Annotated in this window: 20 protein-coding genes and 1 pseudogene; 5 read left to right on the top strand and 16 right to left on the bottom strand. The window is 69.6% G+C overall.

What is annotated here, in order from left to right:
• The first annotated feature begins 183 nt into the window (after positions 1-183).
• Positions 184-915: an ESX secretion-associated protein EspG gene (locus ACRDSQ_RS23085; RefSeq protein ID WP_431423957.1), complete on the top strand. Its 732-nt coding sequence runs from the start codon at positions 184-186 to the stop codon at positions 913-915.
• A 3-nt stretch (positions 916-918) separates the two neighbouring features.
• Here ACRDSQ_RS23085 and phoU read toward each other — a convergent pair whose 3' ends face one another.
• The 5 genes from phoU to dusB form a co-directional block, all read right to left on the bottom strand.
• On the bottom strand, positions 919-1,587 hold the full coding sequence (gene phoU / locus ACRDSQ_RS23090) for a phosphate signaling complex protein PhoU (protein WP_091376155.1): 669 nt from the start codon (positions 1,585-1,587) through the stop codon (positions 919-921).
• 76 nt (positions 1,588-1,663) lie between these two features.
• Complete coding sequence (locus ACRDSQ_RS23095; protein ID WP_431423958.1) at positions 1,664-4,981, bottom strand: LCP family protein; 3,318 nt, start codon at positions 4,979-4,981, stop codon at positions 1,664-1,666.
• 219 nt (positions 4,982-5,200) lie between these two features.
• Positions 5,201-6,127 carry a GGDEF domain-containing protein gene (locus tag ACRDSQ_RS23100; protein WP_431423959.1) on the bottom strand — a complete coding sequence of 309 codons (927 nt, stop codon included), beginning with the start codon at positions 6,125-6,127 and terminating at the stop codon, positions 5,201-5,203.
• Between the two features lie 162 nt (positions 6,128-6,289).
• On the bottom strand, positions 6,290-6,748 hold the full coding sequence (locus ACRDSQ_RS23105) for a hypothetical protein (protein WP_431423960.1): 459 nt from the start codon (positions 6,746-6,748) through the stop codon (positions 6,290-6,292).
• Between the two features lies 1 nt (position 6,749).
• Positions 6,750-7,880, bottom strand: coding sequence for a tRNA dihydrouridine synthase DusB (gene dusB, locus ACRDSQ_RS23110; RefSeq protein WP_431423961.1), 1,131 nt, complete (start codon positions 7,878-7,880; stop codon positions 6,750-6,752).
• Between the two features lie 274 nt (positions 7,881-8,154).
• Between dusB and ACRDSQ_RS23115 the strand changes: the two genes are divergently transcribed.
• Positions 8,155-8,457 carry a hypothetical protein gene (locus ACRDSQ_RS23115; RefSeq protein ID WP_431423962.1) on the top strand — a complete coding sequence of 101 codons (303 nt, stop codon included), beginning with the start codon at positions 8,155-8,157 and terminating at the stop codon, positions 8,455-8,457.
• Between the two features lie 368 nt (positions 8,458-8,825).
• On the opposite strand, the gene ACRDSQ_RS23120 is transcribed toward ACRDSQ_RS23115, so the two are convergent.
• The 6 genes from ACRDSQ_RS23120 to ACRDSQ_RS23145 form a co-directional block, all read right to left on the bottom strand.
• Positions 8,826-9,689 (bottom strand): polysaccharide deacetylase family protein, encoded by an 864-nt coding sequence (locus tag ACRDSQ_RS23120; protein ID WP_431423978.1) that lies wholly within the window; start codon positions 9,687-9,689, stop codon positions 8,826-8,828.
• A 59-nt stretch (positions 9,690-9,748) separates the two neighbouring features.
• The gene (locus ACRDSQ_RS23125; RefSeq protein ID WP_431423963.1) at positions 9,749-10,423 is read right to left on the bottom strand and encodes a hypothetical protein; all 675 of its coding nucleotides are present in this window, start codon (positions 10,421-10,423) and stop codon (positions 9,749-9,751) included.
• A 19-nt stretch (positions 10,424-10,442) separates the two neighbouring features.
• A complete protein-coding gene (locus tag ACRDSQ_RS23130; protein ID WP_431423964.1) occupies positions 10,443-10,946 on the bottom strand; it encodes a CYTH domain-containing protein in 504 nt (167 codons plus the stop codon).
• Positions 10,947-10,987: 41 nt separating this feature from the next.
• Entirely contained in the window at positions 10,988-11,935 is a 948-nt protein-coding gene (locus ACRDSQ_RS23135) for a phosphotransferase (protein ID WP_431423966.1), read from the bottom strand.
• 68 nt (positions 11,936-12,003) lie between these two features.
• Positions 12,004-12,381: a hypothetical protein gene (locus tag ACRDSQ_RS23140; RefSeq protein WP_431423967.1), complete on the bottom strand. Its 378-nt coding sequence runs from the start codon at positions 12,379-12,381 to the stop codon at positions 12,004-12,006.
• 237 nt (positions 12,382-12,618) lie between these two features.
• A complete protein-coding gene (locus ACRDSQ_RS23145) occupies positions 12,619-13,602 on the bottom strand; it encodes a small ribosomal subunit Rsm22 family protein (protein ID WP_431423969.1) in 984 nt (327 codons plus the stop codon).
• Positions 13,603-13,717: 115 nt separating this feature from the next.
• On the opposite strand from ACRDSQ_RS23145, the gene ACRDSQ_RS23150 reads away from it, so the two are divergent.
• Positions 13,718-14,602: an XRE family transcriptional regulator gene (locus tag ACRDSQ_RS23150; RefSeq protein ID WP_431423970.1), complete on the top strand. Its 885-nt coding sequence runs from the start codon at positions 13,718-13,720 to the stop codon at positions 14,600-14,602.
• Between the two features lie 84 nt (positions 14,603-14,686).
• The gene (locus tag ACRDSQ_RS23155) at positions 14,687-15,238 is read left to right on the top strand and encodes a VanZ family protein (RefSeq protein WP_431423971.1); all 552 of its coding nucleotides are present in this window, start codon (positions 14,687-14,689) and stop codon (positions 15,236-15,238) included.
• Between the two features lie 27 nt (positions 15,239-15,265).
• Here ACRDSQ_RS23155 and ACRDSQ_RS23160 read toward each other — a convergent pair whose 3' ends face one another.
• Positions 15,266-16,264, bottom strand: a complete 999-nt coding sequence (locus ACRDSQ_RS23160) for a trypsin-like serine protease (RefSeq protein WP_431423972.1) — start codon at positions 16,262-16,264, stop codon at positions 15,266-15,268.
• Between the two features lie 111 nt (positions 16,265-16,375).
• Between ACRDSQ_RS23160 and ACRDSQ_RS23165 the strand changes: the two genes are divergently transcribed.
• Positions 16,376-17,377, top strand: coding sequence for a LysR substrate-binding domain-containing protein (locus tag ACRDSQ_RS23165; protein ID WP_431423973.1), 1,002 nt, complete (start codon positions 16,376-16,378; stop codon positions 17,375-17,377).
• 364 nt (positions 17,378-17,741) lie between these two features.
• Here ACRDSQ_RS23165 and ACRDSQ_RS23170 read toward each other — a convergent pair whose 3' ends face one another.
• The 4 genes and pseudogenes from ACRDSQ_RS23170 to ACRDSQ_RS23185 form a co-directional block, all read right to left on the bottom strand.
• The gene (locus ACRDSQ_RS23170) at positions 17,742-17,984 is read right to left on the bottom strand and encodes a DUF7669 domain-containing protein (RefSeq protein ID WP_431423979.1); all 243 of its coding nucleotides are present in this window, start codon (positions 17,982-17,984) and stop codon (positions 17,742-17,744) included.
• 41 nt (positions 17,985-18,025) lie between these two features.
• Positions 18,026-18,799: a hypothetical protein gene (locus tag ACRDSQ_RS23175; protein ID WP_431423974.1), complete on the bottom strand. Its 774-nt coding sequence runs from the start codon at positions 18,797-18,799 to the stop codon at positions 18,026-18,028.
• A gap of 197 nt (positions 18,800-18,996) precedes the next feature.
• Positions 18,997-19,590: a hypothetical protein gene (locus ACRDSQ_RS23180; protein WP_431423976.1), complete on the bottom strand. Its 594-nt coding sequence runs from the start codon at positions 19,588-19,590 to the stop codon at positions 18,997-18,999.
• A 30-nt stretch (positions 19,591-19,620) separates the two neighbouring features.
• Positions 19,621-19,843: pseudogene (locus tag ACRDSQ_RS23185) on the bottom strand (IS701 family transposase); the annotation flags it as partial.

The following is a 19,843-nucleotide window of genomic DNA, read 5'->3' on the forward strand; positions in this document are numbered from 1 at the left end:
CCCATGGGTGGCGGCATGGGCGGCGGCGGACGCGGCCAGGGCGGCGAGGACGACGAGCACAACCGGCCTTCGTACCTGGTCGAGGCCGACCCCGACCAGGTTTTCGGCACCGACGAGATGACCGCACCTCCTGTGATCGGCGGCTAGTGGATGCCTAGGTCGTTCTCACTGTCGCTCGCGGCAGTGGACATGTTGTCCCAGCTGTTGCGGATCAGCTGCAGGCAGTTCCCGTTCCAGATCCCGAGCTTCGGGCAGCTAGAGGAAGACCGCAACCGCATCGCGAAGGCGGTCTTCGCCGACCTGACCAACCGGGGTCTGCTGCGGCGCAACCAGCTCGATCCCGATCTGGAGGCGGCGCTGACCGTCACGGGTGACTACGACGTCGGCATCGGGATGATGGGGACCGTCGAGAAGGACCGGGATCTGCGCGCCCGCGCGTGCGTCGCGGGGACGACTGCGGTGCTGGCCTTGCAGGAGGGGCAGAGCATCCGGTTCGAGCTGATCAGCCCGGCCGGGCTCGCCCGCTCCCTGGTCGGACTGCTGCCTGGCATGGCGGCCGGGCCGGGGCAGTCCGTGCAGGTCGTCGAGGCCCCGCCGCAGCCGAAGGCCGACGACGGGTTCGTCCAGCAGGTGCGGGCGCCCCGGTCGACGTCGGAGGCGCAGCTGCGGATGGCGGCGGCGATGCTTGAGCGGCCGCGCACCGGGTTCGGGATGTTCACCGTCACCGCACGCGGCAGGCGCGGGCGGCAGGCCGACGCGGGCACCGTCAGCTGGATCGACACCGACGCGGGCCGCTACCTGTCCCTGTCGCGGCCAAGCCCCGATGGCGGAATCCGTGCGACGTACTCGCCCGCCGACAGCGCCCGGCTGACCCAGCAGCTCGGTGAGCTGATCGAGTCGGTCGCGCCGCGGTAGCCGCTACAGGTCGTCGTCTTCGCTGACCGAGCCGGGCATCCGGCCGGTCACCACGAACACGACCCGCTTGGCCACGGACACGGCGTGGTCGGCGTAGCGCTCGTAGAAGCGGCCGAGCAGGGTGACGTCGACGGCCGACGGCACGCCGTGCTGCCACTCCTTGTCCATGATCACCGTGAACAGGTGCCGGTGCAGGTCGTCGACGACGTCGTCGTCGTCTTCGAGCGCGCGGGCGGCCTCGACGTCCTGGGTGCGGATGATGACCTCGGCCTTGCGGGCGAGCTGCACGGTGACCCGGCCCAGCTCGGCGAAGTAGCCGCGCACGTCGTCTGGGAGCACCGGCGCGGGGTGCCTGCGCCGCGCGGCCTTGGCCACGTGCAGCGCGAGGTCGCCCATGCGCTCCAGGCTCTCCGCGGCGTGGATGGCCGCGAGCACGGTGCGCAGGTCGGTCGCGACGGGCGCCTGCAGCGCGAGCAGCGAGTAGGCGTGCTCCTCGCAGGCGGAGCGGGCGTCGTCGATCTTCTCGTCGCCGCTGATCACCTGTTCGGCGATGGTCAGGTTGGCGTCGAGCAGCGCGCGCGTGGCGAGCTCCATGGCCTCGGCGACCATCGAACACATGGCCGCGAGCTGGTCGGCGAGCACGCCGAGTTCGGAATGGTAAGCCTCACGCATGCGCACAGCCTAGAGGGGCGCGCGTCGACGCACCCCATCGTCAGGTGAATCCATGGTGAACCAGACGCGAACGGCCTCACGCGCAGGCGACGTCGCCGCCGTTCACCGTGGCCAGGTTGGCGGGCAGTTTCTCCGGGGTGGGTTGGGCCACCTGCCCGGTGGGAGCCACGACCTCGCCCTTGTACTCCGGTCCGATGATCAGCACGATCGCGCCGACCGAGGCCGCGTCCTCCTCGAGGAGCGCGCCCGGCACCGATGACGCCAAGGTCTTCGCTTCGGCTTCCTTGCCCTTGCCGTAGCGCACCACGGTCTTGGGCACGGACGGCCCGGCGTTGACGTTGACCACCTGGTAGCCCAGCGCGCCGAGCTTGTCGGCGGTCTTGCGGGCGATGCCGCCGGTGGTGTTGCCGCCGTTGAGGACCTGGATCTTGAGCGTCTTCGGGTCGACCGGTCCCTGCTGGCGCAGCGGCGCCGACTGCGGCAGCGCCTGCTGGCTGCCCGACGCGGGCGGCTGGCTGCCCGCGGGCTTCTCCCCGGGCAGCGGCTGGTCGTTGACGATGGCCCGGAACAAGGCGTTCTTCGGCTCCTCGAGGAGCACCTCGTTGCCGCGGTCGTTCATGTAGCCCACGGTCGGGATGGTGACGAAGGTGACTCGGCCCGCTTCCAGCCCCTGCATCGACTGCCCGAGGCCGAGCAGCGCCTGCACGTCGATGTTGTCGCCGAAGGTGGCCTCGGCGAAGGCGGTGGCGAAACTCGACAGCTTGCCCGGGTCGAGCAGGACCTGCCCCGACATCGCCTTGCGCAGCAGGGACGAGAGGAACCGCTGCTGGCGCTTGATCCGGCCGTAGTCGCCGGTGCCGTCACCGCGCACATGCCGGGCCCGAACGAAGTCCAGGGCATCGTTGCCGCGCAGTTCGACGGCCTTGCCCGGGTCCTTGACGATCCACTTCTTCAGCGTGTCGTCGTACATCGGCTTCTCGACGCACACGTTCACGCCCTCGACCGCGTCGACCATGCCCTTGAACCCGTTGAAGTCGATGCCCACGAACCGGGTGATCCGCAGCCCGGAGATTTCCTGCACGACCCGGGTGGCGCACAGCGGGCCGCCGACCTGGTAGGCGGTGTTCATCTTGGCGATCTTCTGGCCGGGCACGCGTTCGCCCGTGTAGGTGTTCGTCTTGGAGTCGAACTTCTCGCACTCCGGGCGCTTGATCTCGAGGTCGCGGGGAAAGGACACGATCACCACGCGCGAGCGGTCGGCGGGCACGTGCGCGATCATCATGGTGTCCGAGCGCGCGCCCGGCACCTGGTTCGCGTCGCCCACGTTGTCCTCGCTGGCGGCGCCTTCGCGCGAGTCGGAGCCGACAAGCAGGAAGTTCTCGTCGCCGCGCTGCGCCTCAGCGTTCTGGATGGACTTGGAGTTCGGGTCGAGCGCGCGGACGTTGGGGATGCTGTCGTCGGCCCACTTCAGGAAGCCCCAGCCGACACCGGTCGCGAGGAAGACCAGCGCGGCCATGGTGCCCGCGACGATCTTCGCGATCTTGGACGTCTGCGTCTGCTTGCGGACCTTCTTCTCCTGCAGCCGGGTGCCCGCGGGCGGTTCTTCCTCGGCGAGCCCCTCGGCTGCGACGACCCCGACCGCCGCGACCAGCGCGGTCGGTTCGCCGGGGACCATCGCGAGTTCCTCGAGGTGCTCGTCGAGTTCGGCGTCCTGCGCGGCCCAGGGGTTCAGCTTGCTGAACTTGGACTTGCGGGCGCGTTCCTCGGCCTTGAGCTCGTCGTGGACCTTGGAGAAGCGGGCGAGCGTCTGGTCGACCCGCCTGCGCTTCTGGGTGTGCTCACCGATGGCTTCCATCTCGGTGGTCATCCCGATGAGCTCTTCGGGCGACACGGCGGGCGCGGCGGGGCGCGCCTCGTCGAGGTCGGGCCGCGGTGGCATCGACGACTGCCCTGGCGGAAGCTGCCGGGGAATCATCGGCCGCGCCTGGTTTCCGGGCAGCGAGTCCTGCCCGGGCGGCGGGTAGTGACCGGTGGCCTGGCCGAGGTCCGCGGCGGGACGGGGATGGCTGCCCGTGTCGCCCGCGGGCTGCTTGCCGGACAGGATCGCGTCGACCGAGGCGGCCCCGGTCGGCATCGGTCCGCGCGGGGGCATTCCGTCGACGGGCCGAGGGCCGCGCGGTCCGCCGGGAAGCGGTCGGGAGCCCCGGCCGCTGGGGTCCATCGGGTGCTCGCCCGGATAGGCGTCCGGGACCGGACGCCCGCCGCTGCGGTTGCCCGGGGCTTCACCGGAGAACTGGCCGGGACCCGGCTCGCCGCCGTAGGGCGCGTCAGGCCGGTAGCCGGGGCTCTGCGGGGCGGGACGGCGGCCCTGCTGGGAATCGGGCCGCTCGTGGCCGCCAGTGGGCTGGTAGCCGCCGCCGTGGGGCGCGGGCCGGTAGCCGTTGCCCTGGGGGCCAGGAGGCATGGCGCGGTAGCCGCTGCTCTGGCCGGTGGGACGTGGGTCCTGTCGCGGGTCCAGGGGGATGGGCCGCGCTCCGGTGCGGTGGGCCGGGTCGATGCCGCCCGTGGGTCGCGGTGCCCGCGGGAGGGGACCCGAGTCGCCGGGCCCGCGGTGTGGCGCGGGGTCCATGGGAATCGGACGGGAACCCGTGTGCTGGACGTCGCCGCGGCGCTCCGAATCGGGCCTGGGCGCGGGATCCATCGGGATGGGCCTGCCCTGGTGCGGCTCGACCTGCCGGTAGCCCTGCGGCGGTTCCACCGGGAGCGCCCGGGCGCCGGTGCGCTGCTCGCCGTAGGGACCGTCGGCGGGCCGGGGCGCCGGGTCCATCGGGATCGAGTGCTGGCCGACGTCCGGTCGTCGCGGGGCGGGCCGGGCAGGCTCCTGCGGCTTGACCTCCACGATGCGGTGCACCTGCTCGACCGGCACCGGCCCGCGTGGCTCGGCACCCGTCGGCGGGACCGCGAGGTCCGCCGGGATGGGTGCGTGCAGGATCGCGCGCGGCGGGTCGGGCTGGGGGCGGCCGAAGGCATCGGCGAGGTTGGGGCGGGGATCCTCCTCGACGGCGCGGCGGCGGCCGGGGCGAGGGGCGTGCGGTGCGACATCGGCGGCTGGGCCTGCCGGGAACTCACCGGTGCTGCGCTTGGACTCAGGAGGTGCGGCGTAAAGGGGTGTGGGTGGCGGATCGGCGGGTTTCTCCGCCGGTCTGTGCGGGGGCGGCACGGGCTGGAGATTCGTTCGCGACCCTGTGTGCCGCTCTACCAGATCCGAGACGCTGACCCCGCCGGACGCCTCCATCGACCGGCGCCTGCGGCGGGGCGCCTCGTCGGGCTCGGGAGCACGTCGTTTGCCACCCTGGGTCGCACGTCCGGAGTCGGGGTCGAGATCGTCGCGCACCCGGGCTCCTTCCGAAGTTCTGCTCGAACCGTTGTCAGGTGGTTATCAACACGTTGTGGGACTGCGTGCGGTTGCCCACCTAATCGTGGCAGGCGGAGGCGATAGTACGGCCGCAGGGGCGGTCGTGACGACCGCAAGCCGGGTTTTGTTCACTAACGGTACGCAATTACGCGGATACCACTAGCCCAATCGGGCGAGCAGCGCCCTCTTGGGGCGGTGTCAGTGCTGAATTGCTCGCGGAACAGTGACCGCACGCCTGCCCGAAGCCGGTCCGGCCAGGTGAGCCTTGCCGTCGAGCAGGTAGGCGACGGCGTTGCGGCCCGACTGTTTCGCGGTGTAGAGCAGTGTGTCGGCGTCGCGCAGTTGCCGCTCGGGAGACGCGGGTGTGTTGTGCGCCACGTGCGTCGCCGGTTCGTGCGAGAGGCCGATGCTGACCGTCACGCGCAGCCCGAGGACCAACGACGACCACGCGTATGTCTCTACGCGCGCGCGTGCGGTCTCGGCCAGGGTGACCGCCGTCGGGCGGTCGACACCGGGCAGGACAAGAACGAACTCCTCCCCGCCGTAGCGGGCGCAGAACGCGCCCTCCGGCAGGCCTTGCTGCAGCAGTTCGACGACCCGCTGCAGGACCCGGTCGCCGACGAGGTGGCCGAAGGTGTCGTTCACCTGCTTGAACCAGTCGAGGTCGACCAGCGCGACGGCCAGCCCGTGGGCGTGGCTCTGCTCGCTGACGACCTCCACCAGTCGCTGGTCGAGGTAGCGCCGGTTGTAGCTCGCGGTGAGGCTGTCGCGGATGCTCTGCTCGTGGGCTTCGGCGTGCTCGCGGCGCAGCCGGTCGACCTCGCGGCGGAACTGCTCGGGAATCTGCGGGGGTGCGCTGAGTTCGGACATAAGGTCCAAAGCGGACCGGAGGTGTTGGTAGGCCTGGCGGTACTGCCCGCGGGAGGCGAGCAGCGCGGCGATCGACTCGTGCAGGCTCACGAGGTTCGCCGCGTCGGCCGGTGGGCCCGCGTCCGGATCAGCCGCGTCGGCGAGCGCGGACCGACGCAGGGGAACCGTCGGCTCGTTGCGCCAGGCGCTGTCTTGGGCCCGCTGGGCGGGCTCAGGCTCGGCGACGCCTCGTCCCAGTGCGGCCACCGCGGTCACCTCCTACCTACGTGGTGTGTCGTCTGTATTGACGCGAGGCTTGAGCGGACGGGACGACTGGAACCGCGAATTCCCTCTACTGGTGGACTGAACGCTGAGCCAAGCCGGTGACGATCACTGAGCGCTGTTGCTGTACGCGCCCATTCGGGTACCCCGAATGGCTCAGCGGGTCGGGCACGGCGCGAAGCCGTAGGCGCGGCCGTCGAGCACGACGACCCGCTGCGACCCGATCTGCTCGGCCAGGGTCGCGTTGTCGCGCCGGATCCGCACCGAGACGCCGACGACGTACACCGAGCCGCGGGGGCTCTTCTTCGCGTCCTCGGGCTTCCACTTGCGGTCCGCGCGCAAGGTCGACAGCGCGGGTTCGACCGTGAGGACGAGGTCGCCCAGGTCGCAGGTGCGGTCGCTGAAGTCGGGGTGCTGGGTGCGCCGCAGGAAGTCGCGCTGCGTCTGCGGGCCCTCGTCGGCCGCGTCGTTGAAGTCGGTGAAGTACTGGCCGACGAGTTCGCGTTCGAGTTCCGGCGCGCTCTCGCCGCCCTCGTGCAGCGCGCGCCCGGCCACCGTCGTCGAGCACCCCGACGCCGTGGCCGTGACGAGTAAGACCCCCAGTACCCACCGCATGTCAGCCCCCGGAGTGCATCAGTTCCGCGCCCGCCGGAACGGCGGCGTCGTCGGGATCGTCGAGCCAGCCTTCGGGCAGCACGACCTTGCCCGGCGACCCCTGGCGCCCGCGTGGCCCTTCGGCCTCCTCGGGGTAGGGCGCGGTCGGGTCGAGCTGTCCGATCAGGTCGGCCAGTTCACCGAGGCCGGACACCATCGCGAACCGGGTGCGCAGGTCGCCGCCGATCGGGAAGCCGCGCAGGTACCACGCCATGTGTTTGCGCAGGTCACGCAGGCCCTTCTCGGCCCCGAGGTGGTCGGCGAGGAGCGTGGCGTGCCGGAAGAGGATGCGGCCGACGGTGCCGAGGTCCGGTCCGTCGGGGATCTCGGCGCCGGTGAAGGCGGCGTGCAGCTCGGCGAAGAGCCACGGCCTGCCCAGGCAGCCCCGGCCGACGACGACGCCGTCGCACCCGGTCTGCTCCACCATCTTGAGGGCGTCGGTCGCGCTGAAGATGTCGCCGTTGCCCAGCACCGGGATGGTGGTGACCGCTTCCTTGAGCCGCGCGATCCGCGACCAGTCCGCCTGCCCGGAGTACCGCTGCGCCGCCGTCCGCGCGTGCAGCGCGACCGCCACCGCCCCCTCGGCTTCGGCGATGCGGCCCGCGTCGAGGTAGGTGATGTGCTCGTCGTCGATGCCGACCCGGAACTTCACCGTGACCGGCAGGTCCCCGGCGTTGCGCACGGCGGCGGCGACGATCTCGCCGAACAGCCGCCGCTTGAACGGCAGCGCCGCCCCACCGCCCTTGCGGGTGACCTTGGGGACGGGACACCCATAGTTCCCGTCCAGGTGATCAGCAAGACCCTCCCCGACGATGATCTTGACTGCCTCCGCCATGGTTTTGGGGTCGACGCTGTAGAGCTGGAGCGAACGTGGGTGCTCGTCCTTCCCGAACGTCATCATCTCCATGGTTTTCGGGTCGCGTTCGACAATCGCGCGAGCTGTGACCATCTCGCATACGTACAGGGAGGTAGGACTGCCGAACTCCCGGCACAGCGTGCGGAACGCGACATTGGTGATGCCCGCCATGGGGGCGAGCACCACTGCCGGGTCGATCCGGTAGGGGCCGAGGTTCAACGGCGGGGCGACGGACACATCAACCAGGTTATCTGCTCATTCGTGCGGTCAGCGGAGAGTGGTCGCAGCTCAGGCGCCTCCCGTGTTGGATGGCTTCAGCGGGTGCACCACTGCACTCGCCCGCCCGGGGCGACTTCGAGTTGAACTTGTCAGCGTGTTGACCTTGAGGTGGTCTGCCCGCCCCGAGGGTGAGCATCTCCATCGCTTCAGGTCGTGCTCCGCGGGGCCTTTGCGTGGGCATTGCCCATATACCCACTCCGAGGGTATGCTGCGTAAGTCGAGAGGAGGAGAGATGACCACGCTCGAAGGATTCCGGCCCGTCGCCGAGGTGACTGCCGATGAGCGCGCTCGCGTGGCTATCGGCAAGGCGGGTGCGAGCAAGAACGACCGCTACGCCGTCTCCATGAACGACGACGGTGTGATCCTGCTGGTCCCCCTCGCGAGCATCCCCAAGCGGGAGTTGCTGGTCTGGGAGAACGACGGACTGCGGGCGTCCCTGTTCCGTGGATTGGCCGACGCTGCCGAGGGCAACGTGCGGCGGCTGGACTGGGTCACCGCCGACGACGAGGATGACGAGGAGCCCGAAGACGCGTGAGCGCTCCACCGTTCGTGCTGCTGTATGCACGAGAAGCCGAGAAGGTCATCGAAGACCTGAGGTCCAGACAGCAGTACGCAACAAAGTTGAAGAAGGTCCGAAAGGCCCTTCGACTCTTGGAGCAGGCCGGGCCGCGTCATCCCGGTCTTCACTCGCATGACTATCAGTCAGTACCTGGACCGGGTGGCGTCACGTTGTGGGAGTCATATGTCGAGAACAGGACGCCTTCCGCGTGGCGCATCTGGTGGATCCATGGGCCTGATGATGGTCAGATCACCGTCGTCACGATCGGCCCGCATCCCTGATCATCAGTTGTCAGCGTGTTGACTTCGGGCAGCCGAAGTTCATGGCCATCACCGAGGAGCGGGTCAGCGCAGGTGAGTGAACTGTGTGCCCGCGGCCACGAGCGGCGGTAGGGCGGCGGCCATGCCTTTGGCGGTGGCGCCGTCGGGGCGGTTCATGTGGGCGATGACGATCGAGCCCGGGCGCACCCCCGCCATGGCCCGGCTGATCTGCGGCAGGCTCGCGCGGGCGCCGCTGTCGGCGTTGACGTCGAAGCCGATGACCTGTTCGCCCAACTCCGCCACGATCTTGGTGGCGACATCGTCGTAGTGGGCGGTCCCGGAGCGGAAGAAGGCCGGTGGTCGGCCGAGCGCTTGCGTGAGGAGGTCGTGGTTGCCCGCGATCTCGTCGTAGACCTCGCCCGGGTCGCGCGTGCCCGCGATGCCGTACGCCGAGCGGCCCGCGACCGACAGCGGTAGGTGTCGGGTGCCGTGGTTGGCGATGTCGAAGAGCGGGTCGGCGGCCAGGTCGCGGAAGGCCGCGGGGTTGGCCTCGATCCAGCGTGCGTTGAGGAACAGCGTGGCGGGGGTGCGGAGGTCGCGCAGGGTTTTGATCAGCGCGTGGTCGTACTGGGCGCCGCCGGGGCCGCCGCAGGCGTCGAACGTCAGGGCCACGCCCGAGGACGGCAGACGGTTGATCACGCCGGGCACGGTCAGGCCGAACTGGGTGGGCCTGGCCGCCCGGTAGCGGCTCACCACGGCCGCCCGTGTGGCCGGAGCGGGAGGCGGCGTCGTGGACGCGGCGGCCGGTGTCGTGGGGACGGTCGACGAATCAGGCGACAGGCTCGGCGCGGTGGTGGGCTCGGCCGACCGCGGGCGCGGCGGCGGCGTGCAGGCGCTGAGGATGCCTGCCGCCCCGGCGGCGAGCACGGCGCGCCTGCTGAGTCTCATCCCCACGCCATCAGGCTAGGGCCTCACGAGTCGATCATGCGGGAGACGCCCTGGTCCTCCTACAGCTCCGAGTACCAGTCGGACAGGCCGGTGTCGGTCGTGTCCTCGGTCTGGAACAAGTCGGCGTCGGCGAACGCGCCCTCGTCGGCGGTGTCGTCTTGGGGCTCCTCCTCCGCGGTGGGCTCTTCTTCCTCGGCCGCGGGCGGCTCTTCGGAATCCTCGGGCTCGTCCGACCCCTCGGGCTCGCCGGACTCGTTCTCGAACTCGACGTCCGCCGGGATGTTCTCGAACCCCGAGTCAGACTCGCCCTTGCCGTCGCCCTCTTCCTTGGGCGCGTGGTCCTGGGGCTCGCCCTTGTCCTCCTCGGGGACGTCGGACGGCTGGTCCTGCGACTGGTCGTCCGGCGCGGCGTCCTTCTTCTCCTCCGGGACGTCCTCGGCCTGCGGTTCGGCCTTCGGCTCCCCGCCCTGGCCCTTGGCGTTCCACGTGCCCAGCCCGGTCGGGTCCGAGTACGCCGACTCCGCGACCCCGTCGTTGTCGTGGTCGAGCAGCGCCGTGTCGGCGACGCCGTCGCCGTCGGAGTCCCACATGGCGTCGTCGTAGCGGCCGTCACCATCGAAGTCGACGGCGATCGCGTCCGTCGTGCCGTCGCCGTCCACGTCCACATTGGCCTGGCCGTGGTGCACGTTCGGGTCGCCATCGCCAGTGCCGAACCGGTACTCGATGTCCGCCATGTGTCGTCCCCTCTGAGATCTAAGTCGACGGGTAGACGTCCATGTCCCCGCCTCGGTTCCAGCTCGCCCACGGGTTCGTCGCGAGGTAGGCGTTGCGGTACCGCTTGTCGTCGGTGACCTCCTCGCCCAGCCACGGCGGGCGGGGGAACTCGGCGTCGGCAGTGTCCAGTTCCAGTTCGGCGAGCACAAGCCCTGCGTTGTCGCCCAGGAACACGTCCACTTCGAACTGAAACCCGTCGACGTCGACGACGTGGCGGTCCTTCTCCACCGGTGATCCCTCGCACAGCCCCGAGGAGCGCACGCCCTCGACGAAGTCCACCGGCACCTCGGTCTCGAACTCCGGCCGGGAGATCCCCTTGGCCTGCCCCTTCACCGTCACCCACGCCTTGTCCCCGGAGCTGCGCACCCGCACCTGCGCGCGTTCGCCGATGGCCAGGTACGCCTGCACCATCCGGTTCGTCGAGATCACCGACGAGCGCCAGGACTCGTCGGCCACCAGGAACTTCCGCTCGATTTCCTCCATCGCGCCAGGCTGTCAGGCCCGGTGCGCGCCGTCCACCGCGGCTAGAAGTAGGAATCCGCGAGCAGGCTCATGAGCGTCTCGCGTGGAGCGTCGGCCCAGTCCCCCGGCGACTCGGCGACCGCCCGCGCCCAGACGAGGGTCCGCGCGACCTTCCCGACCCGGCAGGCCAGGTCCAGCTGGGCCACCAGTTCCGCGTGCGAACCGAGGTCGGCGAAGACCTCCAGGTAGGCGTCGCGCACCCGCAGCACGCCCTTGGTCTGCTTGCCCAACCGGTCGGAGAGGATCTTGAGCGGGACGAACATCGCGGCGAACGGGTGCGCGACGACGGCGTCGCCCCAGTCGTAGAAGCGCACGGCGTCGGGGTCGGCCAAGTCGGCGAGCAGGACGTTGCCCGCGTGCAGGTCGTTGTGGTCCAGGCTGGGCGGAACCGGGGAGACCGCCAGCCGGGCGCACCATTCGGCGAACTCGCCGGACTTCGCGGCGACCGCCGGGATGTCGCCCACCACGGCGAGCGCCTCCTCGAAGCGCTGCGGCATCACCGTGGGCCGCATGTCGGTGACATTCGCGGCGAGCATCCGGTCGACGTGCGGGGCGAGATCCCGCTGCAGCAGGCCGTGGCGCGGCATGACCTCGGTCAGCACCTCGACCAGCTCGTCGTCGGGAAGCTCACGGTCGGCGAGTGTGCGGCCGCCGTCGGGCAGCAGCATCCAGCCGCGCTCGGCGTCGGTGGCGATGGGCGGGAGGACGCGGTGCGGGATCAAGTCGTGCAGGACGTCGTAAAGCCCCGCCTCGAAGGCGTTCGGCGGGTTGACCGCCTTGAGCCACACCGTTCCGGCCGTCGTCGGCGCGGTCAGCTGGGTCGACCACGGCCGCACCCGCGGCTGTTCGACGGCGCCGGTCCGCTTGATGCCCGCGTCGGCGAGCCGCTCGTCCAGCCACTGCGTCGCCAGGTCCACCCATGCCGCCGTGGACCACGTTTCGACTCCCATGCCACCAGCCTTCCAAACGGGGACCGATACGCCCAGGGGTGCCGGGGTCGGCACCCCTGGGCGGTGGATCAGCCGGTCACCGAGAGGCTGTGGCCCGCGATGCCGTTCTGGCAGTGGTACGAGGTGAAGACGCCACCGGAGGTGCCGTTGCCGCCCGCGCCCTCGCACGCGGCCAGGGTCGAGAAGGTGTTGAGGTAGACGTCGCTCACCGACCCGGCCTTGGGCGTGACGGACAGGCTGTAGCCCGCGAAGCCCGCCTGGCAGGTGTAGGAGGCGAACACGCCGCCCGCGACACCATTGGCGCCGCTGGTGGCGCAGTGGCCGCTGGTGCCGGTGTACAGGTAGACCGAGTTGGCGGGGGCGGCCTGCGCGGTGCCCGCGGCTAAGGCGAACGTGGCGGCGGTTCCGGCCAGCACAGTGGTGATGGCGCGCATGCGGTTGGTCATGTTGTTCCTCCTGGGTCGGGTGGATGCCATGTGACGGCACCGAAATCGACGCTAACAGGACAGAAATGTCCATAATGGACAGAGCAGTCGACGGTGATCCACTCTGGGTTAAGGAGTTGACAGACGAAGATCAAGTGATCACTTGCCGAGCGGCAGGTCCGCGTCTTGAACGCCGTTTTCGCTTGACAGACAAGGGATTCCTCCCTTGTTGGCGGACAGTGAGACCTGTGATGTCGATCAGGCGCCGGAACTCCAGCCATCGCCCCACTCGACGTCGCGGGCGCGCTTGTAGGCGTCGGGGTCGCGCTTGGTGATCTTCGTGTCGGCCAGCCCGTCCGCGCCCGTGCACAGCGTCAGCGACACCAGCCCCTTGCGCTTGAACGGGTGGCGCAGCACCCGGTTGTCGACGTGCGGCAGGTCGGCGCGGGTGAGGGCGACGTAGGAGTACTTCTCGTCCTCGTGCGCCAGCGTCGCGGACTTGATCCGCCGGTGCAGCGCGGTGCGGTTGAGCCGTTCGGCGAAGTGGCACCAGTCCTGCCCGCGCGGAATCGGGCACGCGCGCTCGTGCGGGCACGGCGCGAGCACCTTCATCCCGTCGGCGATGAGCAGGTCTCTGGCCGCGACGATCCGCTCGTAGCCGGCGGGTGTGCCGGGCTCGATCAGCACCAGCAGTCCCGCGTCCTGGGCGAGTGAGCGCACTACCGACGCGCGCGCCGACTCGGCCAACTCGCCGAGCACATAGGACATGGTCACCAGGTCGGCGGCGGGCTTGGCCACCGTCGCGGCGATGACGGCCCGCTCCCACCGCGCCGACCGCACCGCGGGCGCCGACGACCGTTCCGCCAGCTTGCGCCCCAGCGCGATCGCGGGCGCCGACTGCTCCAGCACGGTCACCTCCGCCAGCGACGGCCACACCGCCTGGGCCGCCCACACCGACGTGCCCGTGCCGCCGCCGACGTCGACCATCGACGCCGGCTGGAACTCGGGAGCCAAGACGGCGGCGTGGCGCAGCGCGGCCGACACGGCGGCGAAGGTCGCGGGCATCCGGTACGCCGCGTAGGCCGCGACCGTCAGGTCCTTGTCGAGCACGAGGGACGCCGGGTCGACGCCACCGCGGTAGCGCTGGATGAGCGCCTCGACGGCGTCGGTGACCTGCGAGGTCGGGAACCGCCCGAGGGCGTCGTCGAGGGCGCCTGCGAGCTCGGTGGGGAGGGTGGACATGGCTTCGAATCATGCCTGGTCAATCCCGGTCGGCTCCGCTCGGCTGGTAACGGCCGGGCCTTGACCTCGACGGGCGGTGCCACGACCATCGGCACGACGAGATCAGGAGCCCTCGATGTTCAGTGAGCCCGAGTTCGGCTACGAAGGCGCCATGCCGTCGTTCGCGGCCGCCCTGCGCGCGGCGATCGAGGCCAAGGGGCTCGGGCTGGTCCGCATCCAGGACCGGCTGAGCCGACGTGGGATATCGGTCAGCCTGGCGACGCTGAGCTACTGGCAGACCGGCCGCAGCCGCCCCGCCCGCCAGTCCTCGCTGGCCGTCGTCCGCCACCTCGAGGAGATCCTGGAGGTCCCGCGCGGCTCGCTGTCGGCGCTGATCGACCCGCACCGCCCGGCGATGGGCGCGTTCTGGCCGCGGGAGACGCCGGTCGAGGCCGCGGTCAGCGAGGTCGACATCGGCTGGGACGACCGGCTGACCCGGCTCAGCCAGCACGACCGCGTGGTCGTGGGCGGCGACCGCGGCGAGCGGACGTCCACCTCGCGGCAGGTGCTGCGGGCCGAGGCGGACGGGCCGGACCGCTGGATCGTCATCAGCCACATCGACGAGCACGACCGCGCGCTGCCGACGATCCGGCCGCTGCGCAACTGCCATCTCGGCCGGACGATCAGCAGGCCGGAGAGCGGGCTGCTGGTCGCCGAGTTGGTCTTCGACTCCGCCCTGCGCCGGGGCGAGACGATCGTCCTCGAACACGAGCTGGTCAGCCGCCCGCCGCATCCGCTGGCGACCAACTACGAGCGCAAGTTCCGGCTGCCGGTCCGCGAGTACGTGCTGGAGGTGTGCTTCGACCCGGCGGCGGCGCCCGGCCGGTGCGAGCAGTTCGCTCGCACGGCGGGCAACGCCGAGCGGGTGCGTCCGGTGTCTGTCGACGACCGGAACACCGTGCACAGCGTGGCCCTCGACTTCGGGCCGGGCTGCTTCGGCTTCCGCTGGGACTGGGACTGACCTGCTTCTTCTGCTCGCGCTCAACCTTCACCAAGATCGGACGTCTTTCAGTGAAGAGATAACCGACGCCTGGGGACGGTGCGCATGAGCATGGGGCAGGACGCCGACTTGGCGGAGCGAATACTGAACCAGCCGCTGGTGGCGGCCGCGATGGTCGCCGGGTGCGTGGTGATCGGGTTCGCGGCGCTCGTGCCGGCCAAGTGGCGGGGCCGGCGGCGGGTTCCGGCTGTGCTCGCGGGTTTCGGGCTCGCGCTCGCACTCGCCGTCACGCTGGGAAGATCCGGTGTCCTCGACCCGGACATCGCGACGCTGGACCCGCTGCGGCGGTGCGTCGAGAACGACTTCGCGCTGGCGAGCACGAAGCAGCGGCTGAACTTCTACATGCTCATGCCGTTCGCGTTCTTCGCCACGCTGACGGTCCGCCGCCCATGGCTGGTGATGGTCTCCTGTGCCGCGCTCAGCGCGGGTATCGAACTCACTCAGGCGCTGATCGCCGTGGGCGTGTGCGACTCGCAGGACTTCTACAACAACACTGTCGGCGGGGTGATCGCGGTGATCGCCGCGTGGGGGCTCGACAAGCTTGTCTCGACCGGGAAACGGGCCGTGGAACCGGATGCCGCCACCGCGCGGCGGTGACGGCATCCGGGGGTCATCCGCGACCGGTCAGCAGGAGCCGAGGTCGCGCCAGTTGCTCCACTGGGAGGATCCGGGAGTCTGGCCCATGGTGTACCAGGTCGCTTCCCAGCGGTGCCCGCTGTAGGAGACGCGGTTGCCCGGCGCGTACCAGATGTTCGGGTTCCACGCCGGAACGTCGGAGCATGACGGCGGCGTCGGGGTGGGCGTCGGAGTCGGAGTCGGCGTCGGGGTGGGCGTCGGCGTCGGAGTCGGAGTCGGTGTGGTGCCGCCGCCGGTGGTCTGGTTGATCCAGTCCTTGTACGCCGGGACATTCATGTAGATCGCGGGCGCGGTGCCGCAGGTGTCCTGGCCCTGGCCTGCGCGGCTGGTCGCCCCGGTCAGTTCCCACCGGCCCGAGACCTGGCGCACCGACGGGCCGCCCGAGTCGCCGTAGCAGGCGCCGGTGTTGGGCTTGTCGCCGAGGCAGATCTCCTTGGTGGCGTTGAAGTCGTCGGTGCAGCCGGAGCTGAGGACCTTGACGTCGATTTCCTGAAGGTTCGTCGGCGCTCCGCCGCAGCCGCGGGTCGGGCAGGTCTGGCCCCAGCCGATGAGCCGCGTGACGGTCCCAGCAGGACCGGGGTCCGCGGCGATGGGGATGGGTGCCTGCTCCACCGCTGAGGCGAGCTTGACCAGCGCGAAGTCGCGCCCGTCCGGGCTCTTCGTCTGCGAGGCGATCCGCACGAGCGTGCCGCCGGAGTTCCACGTGGTGGTGCCGACCCGCGCCTGGGTCAGGCTGCCGACGCAGTGCGCGGCGGTGGCCACCCACTGCGGGGCGATCAGCGAACCACCGCAGAAGTGGCCTTGGGAGGTCTGCAGGGACACCATGAACGAGTAGGTCTGGCTGGCGTTGCCGCCGCCGATGATCATCGGCTGGGCCACGCTGTCCGCGGCGGGCGGCGGCGCGGCGAACGCGGACGGCGCGGCGATGGCCACACCGATGGCGGTCGCGGCGAGACTCACCGCGAGCACGGCTTTCTTGAGCCGCATGAGGGCTCCTCTCAAATGCAGGGTGGAAAAACCGGACGCAGGTATCCGTGTCTCGAAATATGTCCCAGCCTTCTGGCCAAGGCTCATCCAAACGGGGTATTAATTGCCGTTATGGCGAACTTGGAACTGAGACATCTGCGGACGATCTGTGCGATCGCCGAGGAAGGAAGCGTGTCCAAGGCGGCGGCGAGAATCGGGGTGTCGCAGCCCGCGATGACCACTCAGCTGCGCTCCATCGAGCGGCTGATCGGCGGCGACCTGTTCGAGCGGTCCCCCTCCGGCAGCGTGCCGACCGAGCTTGGCCGCAGCCTCATCCGCTCGGCCCGGGTGGTGCTCGACGACGTCAAGACACTGCTGAACATGGGTGACCCGAAGACCCGCCCGACGGCCGAGACGTCGTTGGTCTTCGCCTCGATGCCGATGCTGTTCACCGGGACGGTGGTCTCCGAACTGGCCGCGTGGATCCGCTGCGCGGAGGTTCGGGTGCAGACGTACACAGCAGGCTCGGGCGTGCTGGACCTGGTCGCGTCCGGCCGGGCCGACCTGGCCGTGTTCGAGTGGTTCGAGGGCTTTGACCAGCGCGAACTGAACGGACTCGAAGTTCGGGCCCTCGTGTGTGAGCCGCAGTTCGTCGGTTTGAGCGAGGACGATCCGCTCGCCGAAGCCGACGAAGTGGAGCTCGCCGACCTGGCCAGGCGGGACTGGGTCGTGCCGCCACCGGAGGAGGACGGCCTGCGCATCCAGCTGCGCCACGCGTGCGACGCGGCCGGTTTCCTGCCCCGCCTCACCCACCAGGTCAGCGACGCGCGGACCGCCATGACGCTCACCGCGGGCGGCGCGGTCTGCTTGCTGCAACCCGCCTCGATCGACGCCGGCGGGGTCGTCGTGCGCCCGCTGCGCGGCACGCCGCTGATCACCCCGGTGCTGCTGGCCCTGCGCTCGGACGGCCCGTGGGCCGACCGCAGACACGAGATCATCGCCTGCGTCGCACACGCCTACTCGACAATTGTCCCGCGCAATCGGTATTACGCGAAGTGGTGGATTGATCACCCGGAACACCACGCCGAACTCGACGCGGCGCTGCTTCTGCCGCGGCCTAGCCGACCGCAGTAGGCGGATCCACGAAATGTCTGCTACCCGCCAATTCATGCCATTACCAGTTGCGCCCATCACGAATATTGATGGGAGAATGGGGTAGGTGCCGGGCACCCCTGTCCCCCTGGGCGGGCCCGCTGATCACCCAGTCACGCCTCCCCGGGGTCCGGCACCCGGTACACTCGCGCTGCGGAGGGGGCGTTAGCTCAATCGGTAGAGCTGCTGACTTTTAATCCGTAGGTTGGTAGCCCATACTCGCGCTGACCTGCTGGTTTCCGTCGGGCGCACGGTGTCGATCTTCAAGCAGTCTCGATCCAGGCTCTGGTGCTGCGGACCGATCCGGCCCGGGCGGTGACGATTCGTACCGCGATACCCGGACAGTTCAGTTCAGCCCGGATTGGCTGCCTCGCACGAGTCGATACGTCCCTCGGTCGACGCGCTCAAGGTCGTCGTAGGTGGTGGCGGCGTTGTCCGGCGCGTTGAGGCACATGTGACTGGTGATCATGGTGCGGATAGTCGATTCGGCATATCTGGTGCCGCATCTGCCCATCTCAGCCACGATCTCCAACGGAGTGAACGTGGCGCTTCCAGACCGGACTGTCACCGCGCGGATCGCCTCCAGGATCTCGCGCCGCGCGCCGTCGCGTTCGAGGGCTCGCGTCCGTGCTACTGCGTCGACGTTCGCGGCTGCGGGTCAGCATGGCGCGGGACCCGAATCTCTGGCAAAGCCCGGTCAGTAACCAGGCCGCCCGCTACTGGATCGGGTTGGGCGCCCAGCGGGTCGACCAGATAGACAGCCAACCGGAGACCGGGGTCGATGTCGACCAGAGCGATACGCCGGGCGATGACGTGGTGCGCGGCGAGGTCGGCGCCGATGATTTTCGCGGCTGTCGTCGGCAGTCGCGCTGCGTCGGCTGGGTGTAGCGCGACTTCGTCGGTATCGAGGTCCAATCCGTATCGCCGCGCTGCGCCTGCCATGTAGGTGCGCAGCCGTGTGGACTCGACGTATACGAACAGGCGATCAGCCACATCGGGGTAGGCGGCAAGTCGGTAGAGGTCTTTGAGTACTTCGCCGAGCGCCATGGTCCATGCAGCATTCTGCTCGTTGGGCTCACGTGGGAATTTGAACTCGATCAACGCGGCGGGCGGACGCCCGCCAGCGACGAGATCGATTCGAGCGCCTGCGAGAGCCGGGTGTGGCCACTCGACACGGAGTCCCCCAGGATCTTCCCCGCCCCTCACCAAGGCGCGCGCTGTCGCGAAGCGAACGGAATCCTCCGTGAGCAGGCGAGAGAGACCCTGGTGCCGATACGCACGTAGTTCGTCGCCCACGGAAAGCCATATGTCTTCGCGCAGCCACACGCCCATGTCTTGACTGTAGTGACGATCGCCAGTGCGGGCGCCCGTCGGACAGGTGCTGGCGAAATCGGTGACCGTCACCAGTCCGCCAATAGGCCGCCTCGACAGCTGGGCTGTTCGGGCGCACCCGTGAGTAGACGTGACAACGTCGCGTACGTCGGGAGCGTCACCGCCGCGGGCGAAGCGCTCGAAGCGTCGCCCGGTGTAGAGCCGTGCTGGTGGACCTTCGTCTCGGAAGTAGCGACGCAAGCTCGACTCTGATCTCGCACCAACCAGAGTCAACCGAGCGCCAAATCCCGGGCGGTCTCGATGGCAGGCGCAACGATGCCATCGAGATACGGGGTCGAGAACGATCGGCCCCAGTTGTTCTTGGAGTTCCTGCCCTGCTGATGCGGATGTACAAACGAGGCGAGGTAGACCGGGACACCGGCAAAGTTGACGTGCTCGAGATTCGGCCCAACCGGTGTCACCCCGGACAGCAGTGGTGCAATGCCTTCGCGGCCGGGCCCACTCTGAAGGATGCACAACGTCGGCTCAAGGATCTTGATCGTCGCCGCCAGGTGCGGCAGGCAGTTTGCGGTCATGACCGGGGTGCCGCGTGATGTCGTCGTTCCCGTTACAACTGCCGAACACAGTCGGATGTTGACCAGCGCATAGGCATCCATGACATGCACCGACTGTCCGGAGGCGGACAGATCAAGTGTCTCGCCACGCCGGTCGGGGCCGGGAGTCTGTCCGAAGGCCAGGCGAAGAACGCTGGCTGTGCCCTTCATGTGCGGCTTTCGACTTCGTGGTTCACCGTCGATAACCGGCTGCTGCTCCAAGCGTCGTTCGACGAGGCTGACGTTCTCGCGGTCACGCCCAATCTCCATTCCTACGACTAGTACGGCAGCAGCCATTCGCTAGCTGACCTGGGTGTTCTCGATGTTGCGGGCGAGTCTGGTGCGTTTGTGGAACCAGCGTGAGCGTGCTTGGTGTCGGCGTCGCCAGTTCACCCAAATGGGTTGTGTGCTCGGGTGGTCGAGGTGTGATGGTGTCGGCGATCAGACGTTTGATTTCGGGGACGGTGAGCGGGATCAGGCCGGGATCGGCGGGTGGAGGCTGGTCCGGATGTCGTGGTTCGGG

It is taken from the genome of Actinokineospora sp. (assembly GCF_050699995.1).
GTDB lineage: Bacteria > Actinomycetota > Actinomycetes > Mycobacteriales > Pseudonocardiaceae > Actinokineospora.

Coding starts and splice junctions, on each gene's coding strand:
- ACRDSQ_RS23115 (WP_431423962.1), top strand. CDS start 8,155: ATGACCACGCTCGAAGGATTCCGGCCCGTCGCCGAGGTGACTGCCGAT.
- ACRDSQ_RS23135 (WP_431423966.1), bottom strand. CDS start 11,935: ATGGGAGTCGAAACGTGGTCCACGGCGGCATGGGTGGACCTGGCGACG.
- phoU (WP_091376155.1), bottom strand. CDS start 1,587: ATGCGTGAGGCTTACCATTCCGAACTCGGCGTGCTCGCCGACCAGCTC.
- ACRDSQ_RS23140 (WP_431423967.1), bottom strand. CDS start 12,381: ATGACCAACCGCATGCGCGCCATCACCACTGTGCTGGCCGGAACCGCC.
- ACRDSQ_RS23160 (WP_431423972.1), bottom strand. CDS start 16,264: ATGCGGCTCAAGAAAGCCGTGCTCGCGGTGAGTCTCGCCGCGACCGCC.
- ACRDSQ_RS23180 (WP_431423976.1), bottom strand. CDS start 19,590: ATGGAGATTGGGCGTGACCGCGAGAACGTCAGCCTCGTCGAACGACGC.
- ACRDSQ_RS23155 (WP_431423971.1), top strand. CDS start 14,687: ATGAGCATGGGGCAGGACGCCGACTTGGCGGAGCGAATACTGAACCAG.
- ACRDSQ_RS23105 (WP_431423960.1), bottom strand. CDS start 6,748: ATGCGGTGGGTACTGGGGGTCTTACTCGTCACGGCCACGGCGTCGGGG.
- ACRDSQ_RS23120 (WP_431423978.1), bottom strand. CDS start 9,689: ATGAGACTCAGCAGGCGCGCCGTGCTCGCCGCCGGGGCGGCAGGCATC.
- ACRDSQ_RS23130 (WP_431423964.1), bottom strand. CDS start 10,946: ATGGAGGAAATCGAGCGGAAGTTCCTGGTGGCCGACGAGTCCTGGCGC.
- ACRDSQ_RS23165 (WP_431423973.1), top strand. CDS start 16,376: ATGGCGAACTTGGAACTGAGACATCTGCGGACGATCTGTGCGATCGCC.
- ACRDSQ_RS23125 (WP_431423963.1), bottom strand. CDS start 10,423: ATGGCGGACATCGAGTACCGGTTCGGCACTGGCGATGGCGACCCGAAC.
- ACRDSQ_RS23145 (WP_431423969.1), bottom strand. CDS start 13,602: ATGTCCACCCTCCCCACCGAGCTCGCAGGCGCCCTCGACGACGCCCTC.
- ACRDSQ_RS23150 (WP_431423970.1), top strand. CDS start 13,718: ATGTTCAGTGAGCCCGAGTTCGGCTACGAAGGCGCCATGCCGTCGTTC.